Here is a 25,784-nt window from a genome sequence, read left to right as displayed (position 1 = left end):
ACATGGCATTGAACAAACAACTCGGCGCGCAGGATCTTGTCGCGCAACTGCGCGATGGCATGACCATCGGCATCGGTGGCTGGGGGCCGCGCCGCAAGCCGATGGCACTGGTGCGCGAAATCCTGCGCTCGGATCTGAAGGATCTCACCATTGTCACGTACGGCGGTCCGGAAGTCGGCATGCTGTGCGCCGCGGGCAAGGTAAGGAAACTGGTCTTCGGCTTCGTGTCGCTGGATGCGATTCCGCTCGAACCTTACTTCCGGCGCGCACGCGAAGCAGGCGGCATGGACATCTGCGAACTGGATGAAGGCATGCTGCAATGGGGTTTGCGCGCAGCGGCAATGCGCCTGCCCTTCCTTCCCACGCGCGTCGGCCTGGCCAGCGATGTGCATGCCAGGTATCCGGATTTCAAGACGATCAGCTCCCCGTATGCGGATGGCGAAACCTTGCTGGCGATGCCGGCCTTGCATCTCGACGTTGCGCTGTTGCATGTCGATCAATGCGATCGCCTCGGCAACAGCCGCATCCTCGGCCCCGATCCGTACTTCGACGACTTGTTCGCGCGTGCGGCCAAACGCTGCTATGTCAGCTGCGAACAATTGCATGAACGGCTCGACCTTGGCGAGCACGGCAGCACCGATGCCGCGCGTGCCAATTCTTTCGAGCGCTATCTGGTCACCGGCGTCGTGCATGCGCCGGGCGGCGCGCATCCGACCTCGTGCGCACCGCACTATGGCTGGGACATGAAACATCTGAAGCAGTACTGTGCCAGCGCCGAGCAGGAAAACGGCTGGCAGGCGTATGCAAATGACTATCTCGCCGGTGGCGAGTCCGACTACCAGGCACGCGTTGGCGGCGCCGCGCATATCGGCAGCTTGCCGGTGACGGCAATTTAAGGAGTTGCGACATGGCTAATGATCAACACGACATCACCCTGGCGGAATTATTGATTGTCGCCTGCGCCGAAGGCTGGCGCGGCGACGGCGAATTGCTCGCATCCGGCATCGGCACCATTCCGCGCCTGGCGGCAGGGCTGGCAAAGCTCACGCATAGCCCGGAACTGTTGCTTACCGATGGCGAAGCCTATCTGATCGAAGAACCGATCCCGCTCGGGCCGCGTCCCGAAGGTTTCACATTGCAAGCGGCCGGCTGGATGCCATTCGCACGCATCTTCGAATGCGTGTGGGGCGGCTACCGTCACGCGCTCACGATGCCCAGCCAGATCGACCGCTACGGGCAGACCAACATTTCCTGTCTCGGCGCGGACTATGACCGTCCGAAGACACAGTTGCTGGGCGCGCGCGGCTATCCCGGCAATAGCATCAACCACATCAATTCCTACCTGGTGACTTCGCATGGCCCGCGCGTATTCGTGAAGGGTGAAGTCGACATGGTGGCCGGCGTCGGCTACAACCCGGCGCGCCGCACGCCCGGCATGCGTGGCGATTTCATCGATCTGCGCCGCATCGTCACCGACTTGTGCGTTCTCGACTTCGAGGGGCCGCAGCATGCCATGCGGGTGCGTTCCTTGCATCCGGGCGTGCACTTCGACGACGTGCAGGCGGCAACCGGTTTCGAGTTGCTGCGCGCACCCGAGATGGGCGTCACGCCCTTGCCGGACGCGACCCAGCTGGACATCATCCGCCGTCTCGATCCGCACAACCTGCGTGCAAGCGCGCTACGCAACAATCCACCGGCACTGCGTGCCGCACCCCGCGCGGAGGTGCCGGCATGAGTACCATGGCAGTCGACAGCGCGGCAGCCGCCGAAGAGGTGGTGCAGTACATGGTGGAAGACGGCATCGCCACCGTGACGATGCACCGGCCCGAATACCACAATGCGCAGAATTCGCAGATGACCTACGCGCTGGATGCGGCATTCCGCCGCGCCGCTGCCGACGATGAGGTCAAGGTGATCGTGCTGCGCGGTGCCGGAAAGCATTTTTCTGCAGGCCATGACATCGGCACGCCTGGACGTGACATCAACCAGTCTTTCGAGCGTACTTCACTGTGGTACGACCATGTGAACAAGCCGGGCGGCGAATTCTTGTATGCCCGCGAACAGGAAGTCTATCTCGGCATGTGCCGGCGCTGGCGCGAGCTGCCGAAACCGACGATTGCAATGGTGCACGGCGCCTGTGTGGCCGGTGGATTGATGCTGGCCTGGGTATGCGATCTGATCGTCGCATCCGAAGATGCGTTCTTTTCCGACCCGGTGGTTCGCATGGGGATTCCGGGTGTTGAATACTTCGCGCATCCGTATGAGCTCCATCCGCGCATCGCAAAAGAATTCCTGTTTCTCGGCGATCGCATGAATGCGCAACGCGCCTACCAGATGGGGATGGTGAACCGTGTCGTGCCGCGCGACTTTCTCGAAGAGGAAACCTATTGCGTCGCACGTCGCATCGCGCAAATGCCGCGCCTCGGCTTGACACTGACTAAGCAGGCCATCAACCATGTCGAAGATTTGCAAGGCAAGCGCAGTGCGATGGATGCCGCGTTCGCCTGGCACCACTTCGCGCATGCTCACAATGAATTGACCAGCGGCGACAAACTAGGCGGCTACGACGCGCGTTCCATGGCGGCGTCGCAGCGCGAACAGCATGGCGCAACACCGAAAAAGGATGATGCGGCATGAGCGCGCCTTCTTTTTTGCAAACCTCGCTGTGTACGCTGCTCGGCTGTCATTACCCGATCGTACAGACCGCGATGGGCTGGGTGGCCGATGCGCGGCTGGTCGCGGCGACCGGCAATGCCGGCGGTTTCGGTTTCCTGGCCGGCGCGACCATCGAACCGGAGCGCCTGGAGGCGGAAATCCGCAAGGTGAAGGAACTCAGCGATGCGCCGTTCGGCCTCAATTTCCATATGTTCCAGCCCAATGCGCAGGACGCGGTCGAACTGGCCATCAAATACCGGCTGCGTGCGGTCAGCTACGGACGCGGGCCTGACAAGGCGACGATCCGGCGACTGAAAGACGCGGGCGTGATCTGCATGCCTACCGTGGGTGCGGTCAAGCATGCGGTCAAGGCCGTGGAAATGGGTGCCGACGTAGTCACCGTGCAAGGTGGAGAAGGCGGCGGTCATACCGGCGCGGTGCCGACCACGATCCTGTTGCCGCAGGTGCTGGATGCGGTCAAGGTGCCGGTCGTGGCTGCCGGCGGATTCTTCGACGGGCGCGGACTGGCCGCAGCGCTGGCCTACGGCGCTGCCGGTATTGCGATGGGAACGCGTTTCCTGATGAGCACGGAATCGCCGGTGCCGCCTGCCACGCTGCAACACTATTTGGCCGCGAATGACGCCGCGACCATACGCGTATCGCATGCGATCGATGGCTTGCCGCAGCGCATGCTCGACAACGTTTATCTGGCACAGCTGGAGCAGGCCTGCGGCCTGCGACGTCTGCTGCTTGCCTTGCGCACCGCGCAGCAATGGCGTCGCCATACCGGTATGAGCATGGCGCAAATGTTCGGCGTTGCAGTAAAGGCATTGCGCACCGGTGACACAGGCGTCGCGCAGACGCTGATGGCCGCGAATGCGCCGGTATTGATTCAACGCGCAATGGTCGACGGCGTGCCCGATGAGGGCGTGCTGCCGAGCGGCCAGGCCGCCGCTGCCATCAATCGCATCGAATCGGTCAATGAATTGATCGAACGCATCGCGGCAGTGGCTGAGCAGCGCCTCGCCGTGCTGGCTGCCGGCAGCGCCGGCGTGCCTTCCGCTACCAACCAAACACAGAAAGAAAATGCATGAGTAAGCCATTCCATACAAAGGTCGCGGACGGCATTGCCGAACTGGTGATCGACCATGCGCCGGTCAACGCGCTCGATTGCGCCGGCTGGCATGCGCTGGCGGCGGAACTCGACGCGCTGGGCTGCGACGAGCGCGTGCGTGTGATCGTGTTGCGCGGCGAAGGGCGCGGCTTTTGCGCCGGGGTCGACATCAAAGAGCTGGCGGCGCACCCGGAGCGCATCGTTGATGTCAACGCCGGCAACTATGCATCGTTTCGCGCGGTGCACCGCAATCCGAAACCGGTGATCGCGGCGGTGCACGGTTTCGTGCTCGGCGGCGGTATCGGCCTGTCCGGCGCCGCTGACATCGTGATCGCTTCCGAGTGCGCGCGCTTCGGCGTGCCGGAAATCGACCGTGGCGCAATGGGCGGCGGTGCGCACCTGCAACGCCTGTTTCCCGTGCAAAAGGTGCGCTGGATGTATTTCACCGGCCTGATGATCGATGCCGCCGAAGCCTACCGCCTGGGCGGCATCGAGCGCGTGGTGCCGCGCGCGCAATTGCGCGAGGTCGCGATGGAAACCGCGCGCGCCATCGCCACCAAGAGTCCCGAGATGCTGCGTCTGGCGAAGGAATCGCTGAACGGTGTCGAAGACGGCAACCTGGAAGACAAATACCGCTGGGAACAGGGCTTTACCTTGCAGGCGTACATGAGCCTGGATTCCGGCGAAGCGCGCAGCGCGTTTGTCGAAAAGCGCGCCGCGAATTTTAGTGCCGCAGCAACGAACGGAGCGTAACTCCATGAACCTTGCATACACCGAACGGCAGCGCGCATTCCGCGCCGAGATCCGAGGCTGGCTGTCCGAACATATCCCGAAGACGCCGCTGCAAAGCTTCGATACCGCTGAAGGTTTTGCCCAGCACCGCGAATGGGAACGCACATTGCATTCCGGACGCTGGAGCATGGTGACCTGGCCGCAAGCCTTGGGCGGACGCGGCTGTGACCTGATCGAGTGGCTGATCTTTGAAGAGGAATACTGGCGCGCGGGCGCGCCGCTGCGTGTGAACCAGAACGGCATCTTCCTGCTCGGCCCGACGCTGATGGACTATGGCACACAGGAACAGAAAGCCCGCTTTTTGCCGCGCATGGCGTCCGGCGAAGACGTGTGGGCCCAGGGCTGGTCGGAGCCGGGCGCCGGTTCCGACATGGCGGCGATCCGCTGTACCGCGGTCCAGGATGGCGACAGCTACGTGGTGAACGGCCAAAAGATCTGGTCGACCCGCGCAGTGTGGGCAGACTGGCTGTTCGGATTGTTTCGCACCGCACCGGAATCCAAACGCCATCACGGGCTGTCGTTCCTGTTGCTGCCTTTGCGTTCGCCGGGCATCACAGTGCGGCCGATCAAGCAACTCAACGGCCAGACCGGATTTGCGGAAATCTTTTTCGACAACGTGCGCGTACCGCTGGAAAACCGCCTCGGCGCAGAGGGCGCCGGCTGGCAGGTCGCAATGGCGACCGCCGGTTTCGAGCGTGGACTAATGCTGCGTTCGCCGGCGCGTTTTCAGGAAACCGCGCGTGCATTGGCCGCGCTGTACCAGCAGCGCAAGGCGCGCGACGGCGGCGTCGACCCGGTGCTGGGAGAAGCGGTTGCCCGCGCCTGGATGGACGCGGAGGCCTATGCGCTATCGACCTATGCCACCGCATGCCGCTTGCAGAAGGGCGGCCACATCGGCGCCGAATCGAGCACCAACAAGGTGTTCTGGTCGGAACTCGACGTTCGCATGCATGAAACCGCGCTGCGTCTTGCCGGGCCGTTCGCCGAGTTGACCGGCGGTGCGCCGCTGGCAGTGGATCACGGTCATTGGCTGGAAGGCTTTATGTTCGCGCAATCGGGACCGATCTACGCCGGCACCAATGAAATCCAGCGCAACATCATCGCCGAACGCATGCTCGGCATGCCGCGTTCGTAAGGAAGAGAGAAATGGATTTTACTTTCAGCGAAGACCAAACCATGCTGGTCGACAGCGTGCGCAAGTTCCTGATGAACGAAGTGTCGCCGGAACTGATCCGCGAATTGTGGACACGCCCCTCGGGACGCTCGCGCGAATTATGGAGCCTGTTGGCCGCGCAGGGCCTGACCGGATTGTCGGTACCGGAAGCCAACGGCGGTATGGGACTCAATGACACCGACTGGGTGCTGATCGCGCAGGAGTGCGGATATCACGCCTTGCCGGAGCCGCTGCTCGATACCGCCTGGGCGGCGGCGGGGTTGATTGCCGCATTGCCAGACAGCGACTTCCGCTCGCAATGGCTGTCCAAGATCGCCGACGGCAGCGCGCGTATCGCGCTGGCGCAGCCGCAAAGCGGCCTGGTGCCGGATGCGCATTGGGCCAGCCTGATACTGCTGCCGCAAGACGGCGCGCTGTACGCGGTGTCGCCGCAACTGGCTCGCCTCACGTTGCAGCCGAGCGTCGACGCGTCGCGCCGCTTGTTCTCGATCGACTGGAAAACGGATGACGCCGAACGCATCGCGACCGATGCCAAGGCTATCTGCGATGAAGCCTTCAATCGCAGCGCAGTGGCTGCGGCTGCGCAACTGCTTGGCCTCGCACAGCGCATGCTCGACCTGTCGATTGATTACACCGCGCAGCGCAAGCAGTTCGGCAAACCGGTCGGATCTTATCAAGCAGTCAAGCACCACCTGGCCGATGTCGCGATCCGGCTCGAATTCGCACGTCCCGTCGTACATCGCGCAGCTTATGCGCTTGCACACAGAAAACCACTGGCGGCGGTGCAGGTATCGCACGCCAAAATCGCCGCTGCCGAAGCGGCGCTGCTGGCCGCGCGCCATGGCATTCAGGTGCATGGCGCGATGGGCTACACCTGGGAAATGGACTTGCAGATTTTCATGAAGACAGCCTGGGCGCTGGATGCCGCCTGCGGAGACCGCAGTTTTCACCTGGCGCGCGTGCGCGATTTCGCGCTCGCGGGCAATGCGGCGCTCGGCCCCGCCCACACTTTCGAGGAATGATTCATGCAAAAAACCGAAGCCTATATCGTCGATGCACTGCGCACGCCAACCGGTCGCCGCCGTGGCAAGCTGTCCGAAGCGCATCCGGCCGACCTTGGCGCCTTTGTATTGACGCACCTGGTCGAGCGCAATGTAATTCCAGCCTCCGAGTATGACGACGTCGTGTTCGGTTGTGTCGATACCATCGGCCCGCTGGCCGGCAACATCGCGCGTTCAGCTTGGCTGGCCGCCGATCTGCCGCTGACCGTGCCCGGCGTCACCATCGACCGTCAATGCGGTTCATCACAGCAGGCGCTACATTTCGCCGCGCAGGCGGTGATGAGCGGCACGCAGGATGTGGTCATCGCCGGCGGCGTGCAAACCATGACGCAGATTCCGATTTCTTCGGCAATGATCGCTGGTCAGGCACTCGGTTTCACCGATCCGTTTTCCGGCAGCAGCGGCTGGCGCCACCGTTTTGGCGATCAGCCGGTATCGCAGTTCTACGCGGCGCGCAAGATCGCCGAGCGCTGGGGCTTTTCCCGTCTGGACATGGAAGAGTACGCACTCGAAAGTCACCGCCGCGCATTGGCCGCGACAGCCGAAGGCCGCTTCGCGCGGGAGATCGTGCCGTGCATGGGCTTGCAGCAGGATGAAACGCCACGGGTGTCCTCGCTGGAAAAAATGGCCGATCTGGAACCGCTGGAGCCGGACAGTCCGCTGACCGCGGCAGTGTCGAGCCAGACCGCCGATGCCGCCGCCGCCTTGCTGGTGGTGTCCGAAACCGCGCTCAAGCGCTACAACCTGACGCCGCGCGCACGCATCCATCACCTGAGCGTCATGGGCGACGATCCGATCTGGATGCTGACCGCACCGATCCCGGCGACGCAGCGCGCCCTCAAGCAGTGCGGACTCAGCTGGAACGACATCGACCGGGTCGAAATCAACGAAGCGTTCGCCTCGGTCGCGCAGGCATGGTTGAAGGAAACCGGCTATCCGCACGAGCGCACCAATGTGAATGGCGGCGCAATTGCGCTCGGTCATCCGCTGGGCGCGACCGGCGCGCGTTTGATGACCACGTTGCTGCATGAACTGGAGCGCAGCGGCGGACGTTACGGCCTGCAAACCATGTGCGAAGGCGGCGGCCTTGCCAATGTCACCATCATTGAAAGAATGTGAGAAACAAAATGGGAATTTGCGATAAGCGTACCGTCATCATTACCGGCGCGGGCGGGGGACTCGGACGTGCTTATGCACTGGCGTTCGCGGCAGAAGGCGCGAACGTGGTGGTCAACGATGTCCGCCGCGACGCCGCCGATGCGGTATGCGCCGAGATCAAGGCGAACGGCGGACAGGCTCTGGCCAACGACGGCGACATCACCAATCTCGACAGCGCCGAACGGATCGTCGCCGCAGCGCATGATACCTTCGGCACCGTTGACGTATTGGTCAACAATGCCGGCGTATGCCGCGACCGGATGTTTGTCAGCCTGACGGAGTCCGAATGGGACGACGTGATGCGGGTGCATCTGAAAGGCCATTTCTGCCTTGCCAACGTACTGGCGCGGCGCTGGCGCGATGCGTCCAAGGCCGGCAAGGAGGTGGATGCGCGCATCATCAACACCAGTTCCGGCGCCGGTTTGCAGGGCTCGGTCGGGCAATCGAATTATTCGGCGGCAAAAGCGGGCATCGCGGCGCTGACACTGGTGCAGGCAGTCGAACTGGCGCGCTACGGCATTACCGTCAATGGCCTGGCGCCGGTGGCGCGCACCGGCATGACCGAAAGCGTGTTCGCCGACATGATGAAAAAGCCGGATGGCGATGCATTCGATCGTTTCGATCCCGCCAATATCGCGCCGCTGGTGGTCTGGCTTGGCAGTGCGCAGTCGCGTCATGTGACCGGTCGCCTGTTCGAGGCTGCCGGCGGCATGATCGCGCTGGCCGATGGCTGGCGCAGCGGCGTGCAGCGCGACAAGGGCGAGCGCTGGAATCCGGCTGAAGTCGGCGATGCGGTAACGGCATTGATTGCCGAAGCGCGTCCGGCGCAAAAAGTGTACGGCACCTGACGGCGGCGGACGATGGATTTCACACTCAATGCCGATCAGCAAATGATCCGGACGGCGGCCGAAGAGTTCCTGTCCGAGCAAAGCGATTCCGCCGCCGTCAGGCGCGTGCTGGCCGAGAACGACGGCCACGATGCATCGCTGTGGCGCGCCATGCGTGAAGAAATGGGCTGGTGCGGCGTCGCCATCCCCGAAGCCTTGGGCGGCATGGGATTGGGGCAGGTGGAACGCGCGCTGCTGATGGAGCAAATGGGACGGCGGCTGGCATGTGTGCCGTATCTGGCGAGCGCCTGCCTGGCGGTCGATGCCTTGCTGCATGTGGCGGTTCCGCAAGCGCAGCAGCGCTATCTCCCACAATTGGCCGATGGCACGCTCTGCGCCGCGCTGGCGTTGTCGGTGCCGCTTGGCTGGCAGCCGAGCGCATGCAAGATCAGCGCGCTGCGCGACGGCGATACATACGTCTTGAACGGCTCGGCGCAGCAGGTGCTGGGCGCTGCCGAAGCGGACTTGTTGCTCGTGCCGGCCCGGCTGGTCGACCAGCCGGAAACCTTCGGCCTGTTTGCTGTGGATGCCGCAGCGGCGGGTCTGCAAGTAGCCGCGCTGCCGACATTGGACGCCACCCGCCGCATCGCCTGCGTGGAATTGCGGCAGGTGCGCGTGGCGGCAGACCAGCGCATCGATGCAGCGGGCTGGTCGGAAGAATTGCATGAAGGATTGCGCCGCACCGGCGATCTGGCAGCGCTGGCACTGGCAGCCGAACAGATCGGCAGCGCGCAGCAATGCCTGGATCTCACATTGGCCTACGTGACCGAACGGACCCAGTTCGGGCGGCCGGTTGCCTCGTTTCAGGCGGTCAAGCACCGTTGCGCTCAAATGATGGTTGCACTCGAAGCGGCGCGATCCACCGTATATGGCGCAGCGCATGCAGCGGCAGAAAAATTGAACACCGATGGTCTTGCGCTCGATGTCGCGTGCGCGAAGGCGGCTGCCAATCAGGCGTTGTTTTTCTGCGCGCAGGAAGCGATCCAGCTGCATGGCGGCGTTGGCTTTACCTGGGAATACGATCCGCAACTGTACTTCAAGCGCGCGCAGGCGGCGCGCACCTGGTTCGGCGACGATGACGAATGCCATGCACGCATCGCCGCACACTTGTGCGATGCCGCCGACGAACCGCGTGAGCTCTCCGAGAAACGCGACGATACGGACGGCGACACCGCTTTCCGCAACGATATCGCGCGATGGATGGCAGAGCGCCTGCAAGGCGAATTCGCGCCGCTGCGCCATCGCGGCGGTCCAGGCGATGAAGATGCTTTTCCGCAGCAGCGCAAAGCGTGGGAGCGTGTGCTGGCGGATGGTGGCTGGACTTGCGTCGGCTGGCCGAAAGAACACGGCGGACGCGCACTGTCGATCGCGCAACAGGTGATCTTCCATGAAGAATATGCACGCGCCGGCGGACCGGGGCGCATGGGGCATATAGGCGAAGGACTGATCGGACCGACATTGATCGCCTATGGCACGGAAGATCAGAAACGCCGCTTTTTACCCAGCATTCGCGACGGCAGCACTTTCTGGTGCCAGGGCTACTCGGAGCCGAACGCGGGCTCGGACCTTGCCAATGTGCAGACGCGGGCAGAACAGGATGCTGCCAGCGGCGACTGGATCGTGAATGGCCAGAAGGTGTGGACCTCGCTTGCGCACGAATCCGACTGGATTTTCGTGCTGGCGCGCTGCGATGCCGGCTCGCGCGGGAACCGGGGTCTGATCTTCCTGCTGATGCCGCTTGCCCAGCCCGGCGTCGAGATCCGGCCGATCCGGCAAATCAGTGGATCGGCCGAGTTCAACGAAGTGTTCTTCGACGGCGCGCGCGCCAAGGCGGTGGACGTGGTGGGCCAGCCAGGCGACGGCTGGAAAATCGCGATGGCGCTGCTCGGGTTCGAGCGCGGCTTGTCCACACTCGGCCAGCAAATGCATTTCCGCCATGAACTCGACATGGTGATCGCAGCGGCACGCGTCAATGGCGCGCTGCGCAATCCGGCGATCAAGCGACGCCTGGCGCAGGCATGGGCTGGCTTGCGCACCATGCGCTACAACGCGCTGCGCATGCTGTCCGGCGACAGCGATGGACAGCTCCGTGGCGAAAGCCTGATCTACAAGTATTACTGGTCGAACTGGCACCGCATGCTGGGCGAACTGGCGATGGATGTGCTGGGTGCCGACGGTAATCTGCTCGGCGCCGATGACGCGCGTCGCGCAAGGTTGCAGGGGCTGTTTCTGTTTTCGCGCGCCGACACGATCTATGCGGGCACCAACGAAATCCAACTGAATATCATTGCCGAGCGCGGGCTCGGCATGCCGAAAGAAGCGAGAGGCCAAGCATGAACGAAACGAATGTCATTACCGCGCCGGCGTATGTCCCGGGTCACAGTCTGCTGGCAGGAAAATCGGTGCTCATTACCGCCGCTGCCGGTGCCGGCATCGGCTTTGCAGCCGCGCGCCGCTGCGCAGAGGAGGGCTGCCGCGCGCTGATGATTTCCGATATCCATGCAGGGCGGCTGGAAGCGGCAGTCGAAAAGCTGCGTGCCGACACCGGATTGAATGACATCTATGGGCAGTTGTGCAATGTCACCGACGAAGCGCAAGTGCAGACCTTGATCGACACCGCCGAAAACAAGCTGGGCGGCGTCGATGTGCTGATCAACAATGCCGGCCTCGGTGGATCGCGCCGCGTCGTCGAGATGAGCGACGACGAATGGAACAGCGTGCTCAACATCACGCTCACCGGGACGTTCCGCATGACGCGCGCCATGCTGCAGCGCATGCAGCCGCGCCGTCGCGGCGTAATCGTCAACAATGCGTCGGTACTCGGCTGGCGCGCGCAAAAGGAGCAGGCGCATTACGCAGCGGCAAAAGCCGGCGTGATGGCATTGACCCGCTGCAGCGCGCTGGAAGCGGCGGAATACGGCATCCGCATCAATGCGGTGTCGCCGAGCATCGCGCTGCACGACTTCCTGCGCAAGAGCGCGCCGCAGGAATTGCTGGCGCAACTCGCGTCGCGCGAAGCGTTCGGCCGTGCCGCCGAAGTATGGGAAGTGGCGAACGTGATGATGTTCCTCGCCAGCGACTATGCCTCGTACATGACCGGTGAAGTGCTGTCGGTCAGCAGTCAGCACGCGTGAACGGAGGCGCACTCATGTCCATCCTGTTTCGTTCTCCGGCTGATTTTCTGGAAAGGGCCGGCCAGCCGTTGGGTGTTACCGACTGGCTGCCGATTGAACAAGCGCGCATCAATCAATTCGCCGATGCGACCGGCGACCACCAATGGATCCACGTCGATCCGGAGCGGGCCAAGACCGGGCCTTTCGGCGGTTGCATCGCCCATGGTTACCTGACGCTGTCGCTGGTCAATCTGTTTCTGCCGCAACTGGTGCAGGTCGAAAACCTGTCCATGGGCGTCAATTACGGCTGCGACAGAATCCGTTTTCCGGCGCCGGTGCCGGTCGGCGCCCGTATTCGCGGCGTCGGCGAATTGCTCCGCGTCGAAGCGTTGCCCGGTAATGGCGTGCAATCGACGGTGCGTGTGACGGTCGAGATCGAAGGCCGCGACAAACCCGGTTGTGTGGCCGACACCATCAGCCGCTATTTCTTTATCTGAGTTGTTATTTGCGAAGAGAGTTCAAGCATGCATCAAGCCGTCATTGTTTCAACCGCACGTACCCCGATCGGCAAGGCTTTTCGCGGCGCGTTCAACGATACCGAAGCGCCGGTGCTCGGCGGTCACGCGATTCGCGCCGCATTAGCCAAGGTGCCGGCAATCGCGCCGCATGAAGTCGAAGATGTGTTGATGGGCGCCGCCGCGCAACAGGGCACGCAAGGCTACAACATCGGCCGTCTGAGCGCGCTTGCCGCCGGATTGCCGGAAAGCGTGCCGGGCATGGCGCTGGACCGCATGTGTTCGTCCGGCCTGATGGCAATCGCCAGCGCCGCCAAGTCAATCATGTGCGGCGAAGCGACAATCGCCGTCGCCGGCGGCGTCGAATCGATTTCGCTGACGCAGACCAAGCACAAGAACAGCCATCGCAGCCAGTCGCAGGCCGTGCTGGCGCTGCACCCGGCTGCGTACATCCCGATGATCGAAACGGCGGAGATCGTCGCCCAGCGCTACGGCATCTCGCGCGCGGCACAGGATGAATATGCATTGCAGAGCCAGCAACGCACCGCGCGCGCGCAACGCGATGGCTTGTTCGATGCGGAAATTGTGCCGCTGGCGGTGGACCAGCTCTTGTTCGACAAGGAAGGCAATCCGACGGGCCTGCAGCGCGTGGAAGCTATCCGCGATGAATGTAACCGTCCTGAGACCAGCGCCGAAAGCCTGGCCGCGCTGAAGCCGGTATGGAAAAACGGCCAGTGGGTGCAGGAAGGAAGCAGCATCACGGCCGGCAATGCATCGCAATTGTCGGACGGCGCTTCCGCCTGTGTGCTGATGAGTGATACGGAAGCCAGATACCGTGGATTGACACCGCTTGGCGTGTATCGCGGACTCGCGGTTGCCGGTTGCGGCGCGGATGAAATGGGGATCGGCCCGGTATTCGCCATTCCCAAGCTGTTGCGCCGGCATGGCTTGACAGTGGCCGACATCGGCCTGTGGGAGTTGAACGAAGCGTTCGCATGCCAGGTGATGTATTGCCGCGACCAGCTCGGCATTCCGAATGACCGCTTGAATGTGAACGGCGGCGCGATTGCGATCGGCCATCCGTTTGGCATGTCGGGCGCACGCATGGTGGGTCACGTCCTGCTGGAAGCGCAACGGCGTGGCGTGCGCTATGCGGTGGTGACAATGTGCATCGGCGGCGGGATGGGAGCGGCGGCGTTGTTCGAGGTGATGTAGTTCGAACCGTCAGTCGACGATCAAAAGAACAAAGCGGTGCAATAGCCGCCAAGGAGTGAGACATGATGAAACCAATCAGGCTTGCCAGTCTGGCGATGGTGATTGCGGTGGCCGCTGCTGCCGTGTATGCATTCGCGCCACGCCAGCTGCCGCCATTCGCCGCGACCGCCGTGCGTGTCGACCGCGTGCATATCAACGGCATTGCGCAGGTCGGTCCGCGTCTGCTGGCGGTAGGCGAAGCCGGACACATTCTGTACAGCGACAACCAGGGCGCTCAATGGCGTGAAGCCGTCCGGCCGGCGCAGACACGCTCGACGCTCAATCAGGTGCTGTTTTCCGACACGCGCAACGGTATAGCGGTCGGCCATGACGGCACGATCCTCAAGACCGACAACGGCGGCGTCAGCTGGCGCCAGGTGCGTTTCGACGACCAGCATTCGGAGCCGTTGCTGGGGGCCGCCGCTGTCGCCGGCAACCAGCCCGGCACGACGCTGTATGCAGTCGGCAGCTTTGGCCGGTTCCTGGTATCGCGCGACAGCGGCGAAACATGGGCAGACGTGGCTCCATTGCCGAAAATCGATGAAGCACACCTGAACGCATTAGTCGCAGGTCCCGGCAAGCGCCTGATGCTGGTCGGAGAAAACGGGCTGGTGCTGCGTTCGCCCGACGGCGGCGCGCACTGGGATTCCTCGACGCTGCCTTACAAGGGATCGATCTTCGGCGCGCTCGCGCTGTCGGCGGACACCTGGCTGGTGTATGGCATGCGCGGCAATGTGCTGCGCAGCTCCGACTTTGGCGCGTCGTGGGAACCGATACAGACCGGCATGCAAACCTCGTTCTTCGGTGGCACCCGCTTGCAGGATGGCCGGATAGTACTGGTCGGGCAGGGCGGCGCGATTCTGGTGTCGGATGACCTTGGTAAAAGTTTCCGGATCCATCGCGTCGGCGGCATGGCCAGTCTGACCAGTATCGTCGAGATATCGGCGGGCAAGGTGCTGGTCGGGGGTGAAGCCGGCATCGCGGTTGAGACGCTTTAGCGTTATTGACCGAATTGAATCCCTTGCAGCACCAATCCGAATGAGTATCCAATCATGAATCTGTTCTCCAACCAACGCCTGACCACGCTGATCGATGCATGCGCCAACGCCATCATGCGGCATCGTCGTCTGCTGCTGTGGTTATTCATTGCGCTGACCTTGCTGCTGGCGGCCTCCGCGACGCGAATCCGGCTCGATCCGGGATTCGCCAAGACAGTCCCGCTGCAGCATGCGTACATGCAAACCTTTACCGAATACGCGCGCGTGTTTTCCGGCGCCAACCGGATACTCGTCAATTTACGCTGGAAAGGCGAGGGGGATATTTATAACCGGGAGTTCCTCGATGCGTTGCGCACGGTGACCGACGACGTGTTCTTCCTGCCCGGCGTCGAACGCGGACGGGTGTTTTCACTGTTCACGCCGAACGTGCGCTATACCGAAGTGACCGAAGCCGGCTTTTACGGCGACGTGGTCGTGCCCGCGCGCTTTTCCGCCCAACCGGATGAGCTCGATACCGTGCGGCGCAATGTGGCGCGCTCCGGCCAGATCGGGCAGCTGGTGGCAAACGATCTGAAAGGGGCGATGGTGCGCGCCGAGCTGCGCGAGATCGATCCTTCCACCGGACAAAAGCTGGATTACGTGCAGGTCGCAGAAAAGCTGGAACAGATCCGCGCGAAGATCGGCAATGACCGGATCGAGGTGCATGTCACCGGCTTTGCCAAGCTGGTCGGCGACGTGGTGGAGGGTATCACCGGCGCGATCGTGTTTTTCGGCATTGCGTTTCTGATCACGGCCGTCATGCTGTATCTGTACACGCGCTCGCGCCAGATGACGCTGCTGGCGCTGGCGGTGGCATTGCTGCCGGTGGTGTGGCTGCTCGGGATACTGCCGCTGATCGGCTATGGCATCGACCCGATGTCGATCCTGGTGCCGTTCCTGATCTTTTCCATCGGCGTTTCGCATGCGGTCCAGATGACCAATGCCTGGCGCCAAGCGGCGGATACCGGCGCCACACCGAAGGAAGCGGCGAGCGATGCGTTTCGCAAGCTGTTCGTGCCCGGGACGGTGGCATTGCTGACCAATGCCCTTGGTTTCATGGTCATCATGGTGATCCAGATCGACATCGTGCGCGAACTGGGGATCACCGCTTGCCTCGGCGTGCTGCTGATGATTTTTACCAACAAGGTCTTTTTACCGGTCATGCTTTCTTATCTGAAAGCGGAAACGGCGGCGCGGCCACAGCAATCAACGACTGCGACCGGCAAGAGCAACCGGTTGTGGTGGGCATTGTCGTCGGCTGCGACACCGCGTTACACCTGGATCGTGCTTGCGCTCAGCGCCGCACTGCTGGCCGTGGGCGCTTACGAAGCGCGTCGCCTGAAGATCGGCGATGTGGGCGACGGCGTTCCGGAGCTGCGCGACAGCGCGCGCTATAACCGTGACAACGCGGCGATCACCAGCCAGTACAACATTGGCATCGATATACTGACCGTCGTGGTGGAAACCAGTGTTGAAGGCGATGCCTGCCTGCAGTATCCGGTAATGAGTGCCATTGAAAAATTCGAAATCTTCATGCGCGGCGTTTCCGGTGTGCGTTCGGTGGTGAGTGTGCCGTCGCTGTCGAAAGTGACGATCGCGGCCTTCAATGAAGGCAATCCGCGCTGGCAGGCATTGCCGCGCACGAGCGCGGGGCTGGCGCAAGGTGCCGGCAGCTTCAATCCGGACTACGGCATGAACACCGAAAGCTGCAAGGCAATCCAGGTGCTCATTTATACCGACAACCATGAGGGCGCCACGATTGCGCATATCGTCGACGAGATCAAGCGTTACGTCGCCAAGGAAAAAACCGCAAACGTGAAATTCCGCCTGGCCGGCGGCAACGTCGGCGTGATGGTTGCGACCAACGAAGCGGTGGAGCACGCGGAAGCGACCATGCTGCTGGCGATCTTCGGCGCGATCACATTGCTGTGCTTCATCACCTTCCGTTCCTGGCAGGCGGTGCTGTGCATCATTGTGCCGCTGGCGCTGGTATCGATCCTGTGCAATGCCTTGATGGCGCTGCTCGGCATCGGCCTGAAAGTGTCGACGCTGCCGGTGATTGCGCTCGGTGTCGGGGTCGGCGTCGATTATGGCATCTATCTGTATGAACGCATTCAGCATGAAATGGAGAATGGCCAGGATTTTCGCCATGCGTTTTATGAAGCGCTGCGCCAGCGCGGCACCGCCGCCTTGTTTACCGCGCTGACGATGTCGATCGGTGTCGGCACCTGGGCGTTCTCCGCACTGAAGTTCCAGGCCGATATGGGTGTCCTGCTGGCCTTCATGTTCCTGGTGAATGTGCTCGGCTCGATCTTCCTGTTGCCGGCACTTGGGGTAGGGCTGCTGCGCTCTCCGGCAAAGCTTGTCAAAACACCGGTCTTCGTGGCCGATACGGTAAAGGGATGAAGGCGATGGGTGTGTCTGCGAATCAAAACGAATACGACGTGGTGGTGGTCGGTTCCGGTGGCGGCGCGATGCTGGCCGCATGCCGCGCCGCCGACCAGGGACTGTCGGTGCTGGTGGTGGAAAAATGCGATGTGTATGGCGGCACCACCGCCATTTCAGGCGGCGGCATCTGGATCCCATGCAACCATCTGGCGCAGGAAGCCGGCGCGCAGGACAGTCACGACGAGGCATTCACCTATATCCAGGCATGCGTCGGCGAGACGATGTCGAAAACCCGGGTGCAGGCTTATCTCGATCACGGCGCGCGGCTGGTGCGCTACCTGCATGAAAAGACGCAGGTTCGCTTTACCACGCTGCCGGAATACGCGGATTATTTTCAGCATCATCCGGGTGCGAAACCGGGCCATCGTTCGCTTGACCCATTACCGTTCGATGCGCGCCGGCTCGGCGCCGAATTCGACCAGCAACGCCCGCCGTTGCCGGCGACACTGGTGGGCGGGCGCATCGGCATGACGCAGACCGAAGCGCGAAAAATGCTCGGCAAGCACCCGGGCTGGTTCGCGCTGGCGCTACGCCTGATGCTCGGCTACTGGACCGACCTCGGCTGGCGCCGGCGCTCGAAGCGCGACCGCCGCTTGACGCTCGGCGCTTCGCTGGTGGCCGCGCTGCGCCTGTCGCTGGCCGATCGCAAGGTGCCTCTTTGGCTGAACACGCCCCTGCGCGAACTGGTGGTCGAAGGCGGAAGAGTGTCCGGGGTGGTGGTCGAACGCGCCGGCGCGCCGATGCGCATCACCGCGCGGCGTGGCGTGATCCTTGCGGCCGGCGGCTTCGAGTGGAATCAGGCAATGCGCGATCAGTATCTGCCGCAGCCATCGCGTGCCGAATGGAGCGTGACGCCGCCGCATGCCAACACCGGCGATGCGATTCGTGCCGGAGCGGAAGCCGGCGGTGCGTTGAACCTGATGCAATACGTCTGGGGCGTGCCGGCACTGCAGGTGCCGGACCAGGCCTATGCGCATCCGGTCTTTGTCGAACGGGCGCTGCCGGGATGCGTGGTGGTGGATGCGTCCGGGCACCGCTTCCTCAATGAAAATCTGGCGTATACCGAGTTTGTGCAAACCATGTACCGCCGGCAGGAACAGGGCCACGGTAGCGTACCGGCGTGGGTGATCTTCGATGCGCGTTTCCGCCGCAATTACCCGTTTGGGCCGCTGTTGCCCGGTGCATTCGTGCCGGACAAACGCCTGCCGGAAAAGGTACGGCAGATCATTCATAAGGCCGACACGCCGGCCGCGCTCGCTGCGCAGATCGGCGTCGATCCTGTCGGACTGGCGGAGACGCTGGCGCGCAACAATGGCGCTGCCGTCAGCGGCATTGATAGCGAATTCGGCAAGGGGAGCAATGTCTTCGATACCTATTACGGCGACATCAACGTGCAGCCCAATCCTTGCCTGGCTGCCATTGACCAGGCGCCGTTCTATGCGCTCAAACTGGTGCCGGGCGATATCGGGACCAAGGGCGGCCTGAGCACCGACGAACATGCGCGCGTGCTGGATCAAGCGGGCGCGGCGATCGACGGTTTATACGCCATAGGCAATTGCAGCGCGGCGGTGATGGGCACCAGCTATCCGGGCGCGGGCGCGACCATCGGCCCGGCCATGGTGTTCGGCATGCTCGCCGCCGACCATATCGCGCAAGCGGCCTGACCAGGCATCGCTTTCATGACAACGCACACTCATCAGGAGACCAGCACCATGACGAACCAAGAGCAGTCTGTCGTTGCAGTGGTAACCGGCGCATCGCGCGGCGCAGGGAAGGGAATCGCCCTGGCGCTGGCGGCCAAAGGCGCCACCGTCTATGTCACCGGCAGAACGCTGCGCGAGGGAGACGCCGACTTGCCGGGAACCATATACGCGACCGCGAAAGAGATCGATGCTCTCGGCGGCAAAGGAATTGCGGTGGCATGCGACCATGCAGTCGATAGCGATGTGCGCGCGCTGTTCGACCGGGTGCGGCAGGAACAGGGCCGGCTCGATATCCTGGTCAACAATGCCGCTTTCCTGCACGACCGCTTGATCGAACCGGGCGGCTTCTGGGAAAAGCCAATGGAGCTGGTCGATATTCTCGACGTCGGCCTGCGCTCGGCCTATGTGGCAAGTCATTATGCAGCGCCGCTGATGATTAACCGGCGCAAGGGACTGATCGCCTTCACCTCGTCGTTCGGCGCCAGCTGCTACATGCATGGCCCTGCGTACGGTGCACAAAAAGCCGGCGTCGACAAGTTTGCCAAAGACATGGCGGTGGACCTGCGGCCGTATGACGTCGCCGCCGTATCGATCTGGATGGGACCGTTGCAGACCGAGCGCACCATGCGGGTCTGGGAACGCGAGCCCGGAAAGTATGGCGACTTCGCGCCGCTGGCAGAAACACCTCAGTTCACCGGCATGGTGATCGATGCCCTGTACCAAGATCCGCGCCTGATGGAAAAATCCGGTCTGGTACTGGTCGGTGCCGAAGTCGCTGAGGAGTACGGCATCGTCGACATCAACGGCAAACAGCCGCCGTCGCATCGTCCGCTGCTGGGTGGACCGACACAGGCGCATCCGGCGATTGTTGAATAAGCATGGACACGTGAACTCTGCCGTGAGGGTCTTCGATATCAGCAAAGACCCTCAGTGTCGGTTCCAGGTCAGATCGTTTCACTCCAGTGTTGCTATACGCAAGAGATTGGTTGTTCCTGCCGAGCCAAAAGGCATTCCGGCGGCGATCACAATGGTCTGACCTGCCTTGGCCAAGCCCTCATTCAGTGCTGTCTTGCAGGCAAATTCAGTCATCTCCGACACACCTTCAACATTGTGAGTAAGCACGGGATGAACTCCCCAGACCAGCGCAAGGCTACGCGCGGTGGACAGCTTGGGCGTCATGCCGATAATGCGCGCTTCCGGCCGCTCGCGTGCAACGCGCAAGGCCGAATAACCGGAACTGGTATAGGCAACGGTCACAGCTACATCGAGCAGGTCCACGACGTTCCGCATCGCCAGGCCGATCGCATCGGCGATCTCGCTGCGAGCCGGGCTATAAGATGCCCTGATGGTTTCGCGATAGTAGGGATCGGCTTCGGTCTGCGCGATGATGCGGTTCATGATGCTGACCGCCTCCACCGGATATTTTCCCGATGCGGATTCAGCGGACAGCATGACAGCATCGGCACCGTCGTAAATGGCAGTGGCGACGTCGGATGCCTCGGCGCGGGTAGGGACTGGCGCGGCCACCATGGATTCGAGCATTTGTGTAGCAACGATGACAGGTTTCCCGAAACGCCGGCATAGCCGCACGATGCGTTTCTGGATTGCAGGCACTTGCTCCGCAAGCAGTTCCACCCCAAGGTCGCCCCGGGCCACCATGACGGCATCAGACACGTCGATAATATCTTCCAGCTTCGTGATTGAAGCCGGCTTTTCGAGCTTGGCAATGATACCGGCCCTACCTTGTACGATGTCTTTCACCTCTTGAATGTCTTCCGGACGTTGCACGAACGACAAAGCGATCCAGTCGACCCCCAGGGTCAAACCGTATTCAAGGTCCTTGCGATCCTTCTCGGTCATTGCCGACATCGGCAGCACGACGCCCGGTACATTCACACCCTTGCGATCCGATAAGATTCCCCCGTTGATTACTCTGGTTTCAGCAAAATCGGGACCGAAGTGTTCCACTTCAAGCCGGATACGGCCATCATCAAGCAGCAGGTTGGCACCGGTTTCGAGGGCAGCAAATATTTCGGGATGGGGTAGGGAAACCCTCTGTCGGTCACCTTTGACATTTCGTTCAAGGTCAAGACGGAAGCTGTCGCCGGGCTCAAGCAAGACTGGCCCGTCGGTGAATTGGCCGATACGCAGCTTGGGACCTTGCAGGTCGAGCAGTACACCAATTGGTCGACCGAGATCTCGCTCAACCGAGCGAATAATCTCCAGGCGATTCTTGTGGTCTTCATGCGTGCCGTGACTAAAATTCAATCTAAAGACATCTGCTCCAGCGCGAAACAATTGCTCGATTGTTTTCCGGTCCGAGCTTGCAGGGCCGACAGTGGCGACAATTTTTGCGTTACGGTCTCGATGCATTTCAGTCCTTGTTTGCTTCATCGGCCGTAATAAGAATCGCCCGGAAGTCATTCACGTTCGTGAGGGTTGGCCCGGTAACCACCGAATCGCCAAGCGCTTCAAAAAATCCGTGCCCATCGTTTCGCGCAAGGCTGTCAGAGGGATGGATGCCTATTTGCCAGGCGCGAGTGAGCGTGTCAGGGCTCAAGAGCGCCCCTGCAATGTCCTCTTGACCGTCAACACCGTCGGTGTCGCCGGCAATCGCATATACGCCCGGTTGGCTATTGAGGGCGATCGCCAGGGACAGCAGGAATTCGACGTTGCGTCCGCCGCGTCCGGCGCCGCGCACAGTGACCGTGGTCTCGCCGCCCGAAAGCAAAATGCAAGGCGCGGGAAATGGCTGTCCATGACGGACAAGCTGATGTGCAATGCCAGCCATGACTTTGGCCACGTCTCGCGCCTCTCCTTCGATGCTGTCTCCCAGGATATGCACCGGGATCCCGGCATCCCGCGCCACGGCCGCAGCAGCCCGCAGCGCAATTTGCGGATTGGTGGCCATGTGTGTCTGCATGCCGGACGATCGCACATCTCCGGGCTTGACGGTTTCTCCCTCTCCGCTGCGTAAAACCGCCAATACCCGTTCCGGCACCTGGATGCCATAGCGGTTAATGATGGCAAGCGCCTCAGCACAGGTCGTCGGATCGGCGACCGTCGGACCCGACGCAATGTTGATGGGATCGTCTCCAGGCACATCGGAAATTAACAGGGTGACGACTTTCGCGGGGTGGCATGCTGCAGCCAGGCGTCCGCCCTTGATTGCGGAGAGATGGCGCCGTACGCAATTCATTTCCGCGATGCTCGCGCCGCTTGCCAGCAGAGCTTTGTTGACTGCTTGCTTGTCCTCGAACGTTATGCCGGGCAGCGGAAGCGACAGCAGCGCCGAGCCGCCACCCGAAATCAGACATAGCACCAGATCATCCGGGCCAAGGCCTTGCACCATATTCAACATGCGCTTGGCGGCGTGATATCCGGCCTCATCGGGAACCGGGTGTGCGGCTTCGACAATGTCAACTCGACTGCATGGCACGCCGTATCCATAGCGGGTGACTACCAGGCCGGAAAGTTCGCCATCCCAGTGCTGTTCCACGACTCTGGCCATTTCCGCCGATGCTTTACCTGCACCGATGACGATGACCCGTCCGCTCGGTTTCGGCGGCAGGTGCTGCGGCAGACAGCGGGCAGGCTGTGCCGCAGCGATTGCCGCGTCAAACATGGATCGCAGCAGGGCCCTGGCTTCCGTTGACGAAATCTGCTTCATTGCATACTTTTCTTTGTGAAATGATCGACGCCTACTCGATAGTTACCTTGGCGTCTCTTACCAGTTTTGCAAATCGCTCCGTGTCGTTCTTGATCTGGGCTGCCATTTCCGCCTGTGTGTTCCCGATGGGCTCTGCACCCATTTCTTCCAATTTCTTCTTGAACTCCGGCGATTTGACGATCTTCACGATTTCGGTGTTCAGGCGCGTGACGATTTCTTTAGGCGTTGCCGCCGGGGCCAGCACTCCAAACCAGGTGCCAAGGTCGAATCCCTTGAGGCCCGCTTCATCCAGGGTCGGCACATCGGGCAGTGCAGGCGAGCGCTTGAGCGTGGTCACTGCCAGCGGACGCAGCTTGCCCGCCTTGATGTGGGACAGTACCGGTGGAATGGTATCGAAGGACATGTCGACCTGACCGCCCAGCAGATCGATGGTCAAAGGCCCGCTTCCTTTGTACGGCACATGCAGCATTTGCACGCCACCCATGCGCTCGAACTGTGCACCAATCAGATGCTGACCGGTTCCATTGCCATTCGATCCATACGTGAATTTTCCAGGAGAAGCTTTGGCCAGTGACAGCAGTTCCGTCACGTTCTTGGCCGGCATGTTCGGATTGACCACGAGCACATTCGGGACCAGGGCCAAGGTGGTCACGGGAGCAAAGTCTTTCTGGAAATCATACGAGAGCTTCTTATAGACACTGGTCGCAATCGTGTGATGGACCGCCCCCACCAGCAAGGTGTGGCCATCCGGCTTGGCCTTGGCCACATAGTCCGCACCCAGGGTAGCGCCTGCCCCGCCTTTGTTTTCCACAATCACCGGCTGTCCAAGGCTCTTGGACAATTCCTGACCTACGGCGCGTGCCAGCACGTCGGTGGTGCCACCGGTTGCAAACGGCACGATCAGATTGATGGGCTTGGCCGGCCAGGTTTGGGCGATGGCAGTGCCGCTGGCCACACTAGCCGTCAAAACAGTCGCTTGAAGAATGGATGTGAATCGGGGGATGTACTTATGCATGCTTGTCTCCTGTTGATGTCGTTAGGCGTGCTGGGACAGTATTGCTTTCACGCCGCCTTGATGCCTGCCGAGCCGGCCCGGATGCGATTGCATACGGCCTCGGTGACTTGCGCCGTCGTCGCCTTTCCGCCAAGGTCTCCGGTATGAAGCGTCGGATCGGCAGTGACTTGCTCTACAGCGTCCATCAGCGTGCGTGCCGCGTGTGCTTCTCCCAGATGTTCCAGCAGCATGACACAGCTCCAGAACGTGCCGACAGGGTTGGCAAGACCCTTGCCCATGATATCGAATGCGGAACCGTGAATAGGCTCGAACATGCTGGGATAGCGGCGCTCCGGGTCGATGTTTCCGGTAGGGGCAATGCCAAGACTCCCGGCCAGCGCGGCTGCCAGGTCGCTGAGGATGTCCGCATGAAGATTGGTGGCGACCAGCGTATCGAGCGTCGCCGGGCGATTGACCATCCGTGCAGTCGCTGCATCCACGAGCTCCTTGTCCCACTTCACATCCGGGAACTCTTTGGAAACCTGTACCGCGATCTCGTCCCACATGACCATGGCATGACGCTGCGCATTTGACTTGGTGACGACCGTCAGCAGTTTGCGGGGACGCGATTGGGCAAGCTTGAACGCGTAACGCATGATGCGTTCTACACCTGCGCGCGTCATGACCGAGAGATCGGTGGCTACTTCAATCGGATGGCCCTGATGGGCGCGTCCGCCGACGCCGGCATACTCTCCCTCGGAGTTTTCGCGCACGATCACCCAGTTCAAGTCTTCCGGTTTGCAGCGTTTTAACGGTGCATCGATACCAGGCAGGATGCGGGTCGGGCGGACGTTGGCGTATTGGTCAAATCCCTGGCAGATCTTCAGCCGCAGACCCCAGAGCGTAATGTGATCGGGGATATCCGGGTCACCCGCGGAACCGAAGAGAATGGCATCTTTGTCGCGCAAGGCGTCGAGTCCGTTCTGCGGCATCATCTCGCCATGCTGACGGAACCAGTCTCCGCCCCAGCCGTAGGAGGTGAAGTCGAAACGGAACGCGTTTTGGCTGGTGGCCAGCGCTTCCAGGACGGCTTGGCCAGCCGGGATTACTTCCTTGCCAATGCCGTCGCCGGGGATGCATGCAATCTTGTAAGTCTTCATAGGATTCTCGTGTAGGAGGTGGAATGGCTCCCACTATACGGATTGCGAATCCTCATGGATCGAGTTAGAGTTGAACCATTATTAAATTTGATTTAACAATGTCGACGCCTGTTACTGCCCCCTCCGAGATGGCGTTCTTCAGCGTTTTAGTGCGCGCAGGAAGCTTTTCTGCGGCTGCGCGTGAGCTGAATGTCACTACCGCAGCCGTAAGCAAACGAATGAGCCAGATGGAAGCACGGCTCGGCGCTCGGCTGCTTCACCGCACGACGCGGCGCGTCGGCCTGACGCCCGAAGGCGAGATGTATCTTGCCAACGCCCGACGCATCCTGGCCGAAATCGATGACATGGAGCAAATGATCACCAGCGCGGGAACCGCACCCAAGGGATTGCTTCGTGTCAATGCCACCCTGGGTTTTGGACGAAGTCACATCGCTCCCTTGGTGTCCGACTTCAGCAAGCGTTATCCGGAGGTTGAGACTCAACTTCAGCTAACCGTGAATCCGCCGATGTTGACCGAGGATGCCTATGATGTGTGCATCCGGTTCGGTGAACCGCCTGACGCCCGCGTAATCGCCCGGCGGATCGCTTCGAACCGCCGCGTCATTTGCGGCGCGCCTGCTTACCTGGACCAATACGGCACACCGCGCGTCCCCAACGATCTGTCGAAGCACAATTGCATCGGCATTCGCCAAGGTGAGGAAGGCTATGGAATCTGGCACCTGACGTGGGGTCAGCGCACCGAGACGGTCAAGGTACGGGGCGCCCTGAGCACCAATGATGGCGAGATTGCTGTGAACTGGGCACTCGAAGGTCATGGATTGTTGATGCGCGCCGAATGGGACATTGCCAAGTATCTCCAAAGCGGACGGTTGCGGCAGGTTCTGCCAAACTGGCAGACGCCGCCAGCCGACATTTACGCGGTGTTTCCCTACCAGGTACAGACAGCGGCGCGGGTACGCGCATTTGTCGATTTTGTTGCGGCAGCTTTTTCTGCTTCAACGCCACTGGGCGAGGAAGTGGCCAAATGGTCGTGGAACAGATAGTGGGAA

General features: G+C 61.7%; 22 protein-coding genes and 1 pseudogene. 19 read left to right on the top strand and 4 right to left on the bottom strand.

Annotated features, from left to right (window positions below):
• Positions 1-2 precede the first annotated feature (2 nt).
• The 18 genes and pseudogenes from D3871_RS28945 to D3871_RS28865 all read left to right on the top strand — a co-directional run bounded on the left by D3871_RS28945 (position 3) and on the right by D3871_RS28865 (position 19,787).
• Positions 3-896, top strand: coding sequence for a CoA transferase subunit A (locus D3871_RS28945; protein ID WP_199724953.1), 894 nt, complete (start codon positions 3-5; stop codon positions 894-896).
• A gap of 11 nt (positions 897-907) precedes the next feature.
• A complete protein-coding gene (locus tag D3871_RS28940; protein ID WP_119772597.1) occupies positions 908-1,735 on the top strand; it encodes a CoA-transferase subunit beta in 828 nt (275 codons plus the stop codon).
• Between the two features lie 5 nt (positions 1,736-1,740).
• Complete coding sequence (locus D3871_RS28935) at positions 1,741-2,637, top strand: enoyl-CoA hydratase (RefSeq protein ID WP_119772888.1); 897 nt, start codon at positions 1,741-1,743, stop codon at positions 2,635-2,637.
• Entirely contained in the window at positions 2,634-3,749 is a 1,116-nt protein-coding gene (locus tag D3871_RS28930; protein WP_119772595.1) for an NAD(P)H-dependent flavin oxidoreductase, read from the top strand. The genes D3871_RS28935 and D3871_RS28930 overlap by 4 nt, the downstream gene beginning before the upstream one ends.
• A complete protein-coding gene (locus tag D3871_RS28925; RefSeq protein ID WP_119772593.1) occupies positions 3,746-4,522 on the top strand; it encodes an enoyl-CoA hydratase family protein in 777 nt (258 codons plus the stop codon). The genes D3871_RS28930 and D3871_RS28925 overlap by 4 nt, the downstream gene beginning before the upstream one ends.
• A 4-nt stretch (positions 4,523-4,526) precedes the next feature.
• Positions 4,527-5,696, top strand: a complete 1,170-nt coding sequence (locus tag D3871_RS28920; protein ID WP_119772592.1) for an acyl-CoA dehydrogenase family protein — start codon at positions 4,527-4,529, stop codon at positions 5,694-5,696.
• An 11-nt stretch (positions 5,697-5,707) separates the two neighbouring features.
• Positions 5,708-6,757: an acyl-CoA dehydrogenase family protein gene (locus D3871_RS28915; protein ID WP_119772590.1), complete on the top strand. Its 1,050-nt coding sequence runs from the start codon at positions 5,708-5,710 to the stop codon at positions 6,755-6,757.
• 3 nt (positions 6,758-6,760) lie between these two features.
• On the top strand, positions 6,761-7,915 hold the full coding sequence (locus tag D3871_RS28910) for an acetyl-CoA C-acetyltransferase (RefSeq protein ID WP_119772588.1): 1,155 nt from the start codon (positions 6,761-6,763) through the stop codon (positions 7,913-7,915).
• A gap of 8 nt (positions 7,916-7,923) precedes the next feature.
• Positions 7,924-8,802 (top strand): SDR family oxidoreductase, encoded by an 879-nt coding sequence (locus D3871_RS28905; protein WP_119772587.1) that lies wholly within the window; start codon positions 7,924-7,926, stop codon positions 8,800-8,802.
• Between the two features lie 12 nt (positions 8,803-8,814).
• Positions 8,815-9,933, top strand: a pseudogene (locus D3871_RS31260) (acyl-CoA dehydrogenase family protein); the annotation flags it as partial.
• Positions 9,934-9,948: 15 nt separating this feature from the next.
• Positions 9,949-11,178, top strand: a complete 1,230-nt coding sequence (locus D3871_RS31255; RefSeq protein WP_274381792.1) for an acyl-CoA dehydrogenase family protein — start codon at positions 9,949-9,951, stop codon at positions 11,176-11,178.
• The gene (locus D3871_RS28895; RefSeq protein ID WP_119772583.1) at positions 11,175-11,975 is read left to right on the top strand and encodes an SDR family oxidoreductase; all 801 of its coding nucleotides are present in this window, start codon (positions 11,175-11,177) and stop codon (positions 11,973-11,975) included. Before D3871_RS31255 ends, D3871_RS28895 begins: the two co-directional genes overlap by 4 nt.
• A 14-nt stretch (positions 11,976-11,989) precedes the next feature.
• Positions 11,990-12,451: a MaoC family dehydratase gene (locus tag D3871_RS28890; protein WP_119772582.1), complete on the top strand. Its 462-nt coding sequence runs from the start codon at positions 11,990-11,992 to the stop codon at positions 12,449-12,451.
• Positions 12,452-12,478: 27 nt separating this feature from the next.
• Positions 12,479-13,684, top strand: coding sequence for an acetyl-CoA C-acyltransferase (locus D3871_RS28885; RefSeq protein ID WP_119772580.1), 1,206 nt, complete (start codon positions 12,479-12,481; stop codon positions 13,682-13,684).
• 62 nt (positions 13,685-13,746) lie between these two features.
• Positions 13,747-14,721, top strand: coding sequence for a WD40/YVTN/BNR-like repeat-containing protein (locus tag D3871_RS28880; protein WP_233575858.1), 975 nt, complete (start codon positions 13,747-13,749; stop codon positions 14,719-14,721).
• Between the two features lie 54 nt (positions 14,722-14,775).
• Complete coding sequence (locus D3871_RS28875; protein WP_119772578.1) at positions 14,776-17,166, top strand: efflux RND transporter permease subunit; 2,391 nt, start codon at positions 14,776-14,778, stop codon at positions 17,164-17,166.
• Between the two features lie 11 nt (positions 17,167-17,177).
• Positions 17,178-18,872, top strand: coding sequence for an FAD-binding protein (locus tag D3871_RS28870; protein WP_233575857.1), 1,695 nt, complete (start codon positions 17,178-17,180; stop codon positions 18,870-18,872).
• Positions 18,873-18,920: 48 nt separating this feature from the next.
• A complete protein-coding gene (locus tag D3871_RS28865) occupies positions 18,921-19,787 on the top strand; it encodes an SDR family NAD(P)-dependent oxidoreductase (protein ID WP_119772574.1) in 867 nt (288 codons plus the stop codon).
• Between the two features lie 78 nt (positions 19,788-19,865).
• On the opposite strand, the gene pyk is transcribed toward D3871_RS28865, so the two are convergent.
• From pyk to D3871_RS28845, 4 genes are read right to left on the bottom strand one after another with little or no spacing between them, the layout of a single operon-like run.
• Complete coding sequence (gene pyk, locus D3871_RS28860; RefSeq protein WP_119772572.1) at positions 19,866-21,284, bottom strand: pyruvate kinase; 1,419 nt, start codon at positions 21,282-21,284, stop codon at positions 19,866-19,868.
• Between the two features lies 1 nt (position 21,285).
• A complete protein-coding gene (locus D3871_RS28855; RefSeq protein ID WP_119772571.1) occupies positions 21,286-22,581 on the bottom strand; it encodes a glycerate kinase type-2 family protein in 1,296 nt (431 codons plus the stop codon).
• Between the two features lie 31 nt (positions 22,582-22,612).
• Entirely contained in the window at positions 22,613-23,596 is a 984-nt protein-coding gene (locus tag D3871_RS28850) for a Bug family tripartite tricarboxylate transporter substrate binding protein (protein ID WP_119772569.1), read from the bottom strand.
• A gap of 47 nt (positions 23,597-23,643) precedes the next feature.
• Positions 23,644-24,735, bottom strand: coding sequence for a tartrate dehydrogenase (locus D3871_RS28845; RefSeq protein ID WP_119772567.1), 1,092 nt, complete (start codon positions 24,733-24,735; stop codon positions 23,644-23,646).
• Positions 24,736-24,833: 98 nt separating this feature from the next.
• Between D3871_RS28845 and D3871_RS28840 the strand changes: the two genes are divergently transcribed.
• Positions 24,834-25,778, top strand: a complete 945-nt coding sequence (locus D3871_RS28840; RefSeq protein ID WP_119772566.1) for a LysR family transcriptional regulator — start codon at positions 24,834-24,836, stop codon at positions 25,776-25,778.
• Positions 25,779-25,784: the final 6 nt, after the last annotated feature.

The organism is Noviherbaspirillum saxi, from assembly GCF_003591035.1.
GTDB classification, from domain to species: Bacteria; Pseudomonadota; Gammaproteobacteria; order Burkholderiales; family Burkholderiaceae_D; genus Noviherbaspirillum; species Noviherbaspirillum saxi.
This window is presented reverse-complemented; position numbering and strand designations above follow the sequence as displayed.

What these genes read in the sequence shown, in the direction of transcription:
- D3871_RS28845 (WP_119772567.1), bottom strand. Translation starts at nt 24,735, where the DNA reads ATGAAGACTTACAAGATTGCATGCATCCCCGGCGACGGCATTGGCAAG.
- D3871_RS28865 (WP_119772574.1), top strand. Translation starts at nt 18,921, where the DNA reads ATGACGAACCAAGAGCAGTCTGTCGTTGCAGTGGTAACCGGCGCATCG.
- D3871_RS28855 (WP_119772571.1), bottom strand. Translation starts at nt 22,581, where the DNA reads ATGAAGCAGATTTCGTCAACGGAAGCCAGGGCCCTGCTGCGATCCATG.
- D3871_RS28885 (WP_119772580.1), top strand. Translation starts at nt 12,479, where the DNA reads ATGCATCAAGCCGTCATTGTTTCAACCGCACGTACCCCGATCGGCAAG.
- D3871_RS28915 (WP_119772590.1), top strand. Translation starts at nt 5,708, where the DNA reads ATGGATTTTACTTTCAGCGAAGACCAAACCATGCTGGTCGACAGCGTG.
- D3871_RS28945 (WP_199724953.1), top strand. Translation starts at nt 3, where the DNA reads ATGGCATTGAACAAACAACTCGGCGCGCAGGATCTTGTCGCGCAACTG.
- D3871_RS28930 (WP_119772595.1), top strand. Translation starts at nt 2,634, where the DNA reads ATGAGCGCGCCTTCTTTTTTGCAAACCTCGCTGTGTACGCTGCTCGGC.
- D3871_RS28880 (WP_233575858.1), top strand. Translation starts at nt 13,747, where the DNA reads ATGATGAAACCAATCAGGCTTGCCAGTCTGGCGATGGTGATTGCGGTG.
- D3871_RS28910 (WP_119772588.1), top strand. Translation starts at nt 6,761, where the DNA reads ATGCAAAAAACCGAAGCCTATATCGTCGATGCACTGCGCACGCCAACC.
- D3871_RS28925 (WP_119772593.1), top strand. Translation starts at nt 3,746, where the DNA reads ATGAGTAAGCCATTCCATACAAAGGTCGCGGACGGCATTGCCGAACTG.
- D3871_RS28840 (WP_119772566.1), top strand. Translation starts at nt 24,834, where the DNA reads ATGTCGACGCCTGTTACTGCCCCCTCCGAGATGGCGTTCTTCAGCGTT.
- D3871_RS28935 (WP_119772888.1), top strand. Translation starts at nt 1,741, where the DNA reads ATGGCAGTCGACAGCGCGGCAGCCGCCGAAGAGGTGGTGCAGTACATG.
- D3871_RS28850 (WP_119772569.1), bottom strand. Translation starts at nt 23,596, where the DNA reads ATGCATAAGTACATCCCCCGATTCACATCCATTCTTCAAGCGACTGTT.
- pyk (WP_119772572.1), bottom strand. Translation starts at nt 21,284, where the DNA reads ATGCATCGAGACCGTAACGCAAAAATTGTCGCCACTGTCGGCCCTGCA.
- D3871_RS28940 (WP_119772597.1), top strand. Translation starts at nt 908, where the DNA reads ATGGCTAATGATCAACACGACATCACCCTGGCGGAATTATTGATTGTC.
- D3871_RS28895 (WP_119772583.1), top strand. Translation starts at nt 11,175, where the DNA reads ATGAACGAAACGAATGTCATTACCGCGCCGGCGTATGTCCCGGGTCAC.
- D3871_RS28920 (WP_119772592.1), top strand. Translation starts at nt 4,527, where the DNA reads ATGAACCTTGCATACACCGAACGGCAGCGCGCATTCCGCGCCGAGATC.
- D3871_RS28875 (WP_119772578.1), top strand. Translation starts at nt 14,776, where the DNA reads ATGAATCTGTTCTCCAACCAACGCCTGACCACGCTGATCGATGCATGC.
- D3871_RS28890 (WP_119772582.1), top strand. Translation starts at nt 11,990, where the DNA reads ATGTCCATCCTGTTTCGTTCTCCGGCTGATTTTCTGGAAAGGGCCGGC.
- D3871_RS28905 (WP_119772587.1), top strand. Translation starts at nt 7,924, where the DNA reads ATGGGAATTTGCGATAAGCGTACCGTCATCATTACCGGCGCGGGCGGG.